Source organism: Olsenella sp. CU969, assembly GCF_905219715.1.
Taxonomy (GTDB): Bacteria; Actinomycetota; Coriobacteriia; order Coriobacteriales; family Atopobiaceae; genus Granulimonas; species Granulimonas faecalis.
Map to the genome: position 1 here is coordinate 1 of NZ_CAJMXC010000120.1, position 3330 is coordinate 3330.

At 70.0% G+C, this 3330-nt stretch carries 2 protein-coding genes; both read left to right on the top strand.

The annotated features are described in order from the left end of the window. Positions 1-78: 78 nt before the first annotated feature. A complete protein-coding gene (locus JX283_RS08000) occupies positions 79-2526 on the top strand; it encodes an ATP-dependent helicase (RefSeq protein WP_204830106.1) in 2448 nt (815 codons plus the stop codon). Between the two features lies 1 nt (position 2527). Continuing rightward, a complete protein-coding gene (locus JX283_RS08005) occupies positions 2528-3310 on the top strand; it encodes a mechanosensitive ion channel family protein (protein ID WP_204830107.1) in 783 nt (260 codons plus the stop codon). Positions 3311-3330: the final 20 nt, after the last annotated feature.

Here is a 3330-nt window from a genome sequence, read left to right on the forward strand (position 1 = left end):
GAACCCGTCGCCGACGCGCCGCCCGCCACTGCTAGACTGGAGGGCCGCACCGCACCCAGCCGCGCCCGGAGGGACCCCATGCAAGAAAGCGCCATCGACATCGACTCGCTCAACGACGCCCAGCGCGAGGCGGTCCTCACCTGCGAGGGCCCGCTCCTCGTGCTCGCCGGCGCCGGCTCGGGCAAGACCCGCGTGCTCACGCACCGCATCGCGCACATGGTGGCCGACCTCGGCGTGGCCCCCTGGCAGGTCCTGGCCATCACGTTCACCAACAAGGCCGCCGCGGAGATGCGCGAGCGCCTGGGCGCCCTGCTCCCCGGGGGCACACGCGGCATGTGGGTGTGCACGTTCCACGCCATGGGTGTGCGCATCCTGCGCGACGACGCCGAGCTCCTGGGCTACCGCCCCAACTTCACCATCTACGACGANGACGACTCCAAGCGCCTGGTCAAGGCCATCATGGCCGACCTCGACATCGACACCAAGCAGTTTCCCGTCAANATGGTCCGTTCCAAGATCAGTGCCGCCAAGAACGCCATGGTGGACGCCGACGAGATGGCCGCCCAGGCGGCCGACCCCGCCACCCAGAAGGCGGCCCGGGTCTACGCCGAGCTCCAGCGCCGCCTCATGGTGGCCAACGCCATGGACTTCGACGACCTGCTCGTGAACACGCTCCTCCTGTTCGAGAGGCACCCCGAGGTGCTGGCCCGCTACCAGCGGCGCTTCGTCCAGATCTCGGTGGACGAGTACCAGGACACCAACCATGTGCAGTACCTCATCACCAAGAGGCTGGCCGAGCTCCACCGCAACCTCATGGTGGTGGGCGACGACGACCAGTCCATCTACTCTTGGCGCGGCGCCGACATCCAGAACATCCTGGACTTCGAGAAGGACTACCCCGACGCCCGCGTGGTGAAGCTGCAGCAGAACTACCGTTCCACGGGCCACATCCTGGCCGCGGCCAACGCCGTGGTGGCCAACAACTCCCACCGAAAGCCCAAGCGCCTGTTCACCGACGAGGGCGACGGCGAGCCCATCTCGGCCTACCAGGCCGCCGACGAGCGCGACGAGGGCCGCTGGGTGGCTGCCGAGATCGAGCGGCTGCACGCCGCCGGCACCCCCTACGACGACATGGCGGTCTTCTACCGCACCAACGCCCAGAGCCGCATCCTCGAGGACATGTTCCTGCGTGCCGGCGTGCCCTACAAGATCGTGGGCGGCACGCGCTTCTTCGACCGCGCCGAGATNCGCGACGTCATGGCCTACCTCAAGCTCGTGCTCAACCCGGCCGACGACGTCTCGGCCCGCCGCGTGGTCAACGTGCCCCGCCGCGGCATCGGTGCCACCTCCCAGGACAAGATAGCCGCCTACGCCGCGACCCACGGCATCCCGTTCTTCTCGGCCGCCCAGGCCTGCGTGGCCGAGGCCGGGCTCCTCTCGCCCAAGGTGCGCAACGCCCTGGCGGCCTGGACGAGCGCTGTGGAGGAGGCCCGCCACTACGAGGGCGAGCTCTCCCGCGTGGTGGAGCTCATCGTGGAGCGCTCCGGGCTCGTGGCCGCCCTCGAGGCCGAGCGCACGCCCGAGGCCGAGGGACGAATCGAGAACATCCGCGAGTTCCTGCTCATCGCCCAGGAGTTCGACGAGAGCCACGACGACGTGGTCTCGGCCCTGGAGTCGCTGGCGGAGCTCCGCGAGGCCGGCGTGGCCNGTGCCGAGGCCGNCGACGACCCCGGCGCCGTACCCGCCCCGCAGCCCGTGGACGACGACGGCCAGGGCGCCCTGTTCGCCGCGCCGGACGAGGGCGCCGCGCCCGCGGCCGNNGGCNGCTTCGNCGCCGTGGCCTCCTCCCAGCTGCCCGCCTTCATGGAGTGGCTGGCCCTCCGCAGCGACCTCGACAGCCGCTCGGGCNAGACGAGCGCCATCACGATGATGACCATCCANTCCGCCAAGGGCCTGGAGTTCCCCGTGGTGTTCGTCTGCGGCANGGAGGAGGGGCTGTTCCCCAACCTGACGCACGACTCCGACCCGGCCCGCCTGGAGGAGGAGCGCCGCCTGGCCTACGTGGCCATCACCCGGGCCCGCAAGCGCCTCTACCTCACCTATGCCGCCACGCGGCGCACCTGGGGCGCCACCCAGGCCAACCCCCGCAGCCGCTTCGTGAACGAGATCCCCGAGAGCCACATCAAGGTGACCGGCGTGGGTTCGGCGNGCTTCTCGGGCACNGGCTGGGAGAAGCGCNGCGACCGCCGCGGCACCTTCGGCTCCGGCACGGGCTCCTCGGTGTACGGGGGCTCGGTCTTTGGCAACCAGACGCGCTCCTCGGGCACGGCCCGGCCGGCTCCGGTGCGCAAGGATCCCCGCAAAGCCGCCGAGAGCTTCGAGCCGGGCGACCGCGTGCACCACAAGACGTTCGGCTCCGGCACCGTGGTGGCGGTGAAGGGCGACACCCTCGAGGTGCGCTTCGCCAAGAGCGGCCAGACCAAGAAGCTCATGAAGGGCTTCGCCCCCATCGTCAAGGTGCAGTGACATGGGTGTCGGGACGATGACGGCCGACGTGGCGACGTTCTTCAAGAGCGACCTCGGCGTGCTGGTGGGCAAGGTCATCCTCGTGGCGGTGATGGCGGTCGTCGCCCGGTGCGTGGAGCGCGTGCTCACCCGCATGACCCGGGAGGGCCTGGAGAAGGCCGACGTCCCCAACGCNTCGATCTTCGTCAACGTCGTGCGCGGGACGGTATGGATCATCGCGCTGCTCATGATCCTGCNGCCGGTCTTCGGCGTCGCCCCCAACGCCCTCATCACGTCCCTCGGCGCCGCCTCCATCGCCGTCTCCCTGGGCCTTCAGACCACCATCTCCAACCTGGTGGGCGGCCTCACGCTCATGGTCACCAAGACCATCAAGCCGGGCGACTACATCACCGTCAACGGCATCACCGGCCAGGTGACCGACGTCAGTTGGCGCGACACCACGGTGCGCGACCGTCTGGGCAACGCCGTGGTGGTGCCAAACTCCCAGCTCAANTCGTCGGCCATCACCAAGATCGCGGTGCGCCAGGCCAACATGACCAGCCTTGACGTCACCCTCAAGGCCGGGTGCGACGTGGNCGACGCCTGTGCCAAGATCCGGGAGGCCGCCGACAAGGCCCTCGGCCGCACCGCCGACCCGGCGAGCGCCACCCGGGTGGTGTGCACCGCCACGGGCAGCGACGGCACCAAGGTGAGCGTCTACTTCGACGTTGACCCGTCGGTGACCTTCCAGGCCGCCACCGACGCCGTGGTCCGTGCCCTCGAAGGGGCGAGCTACCTGGCCTGACCCCTCCCCCAACCCCGCAG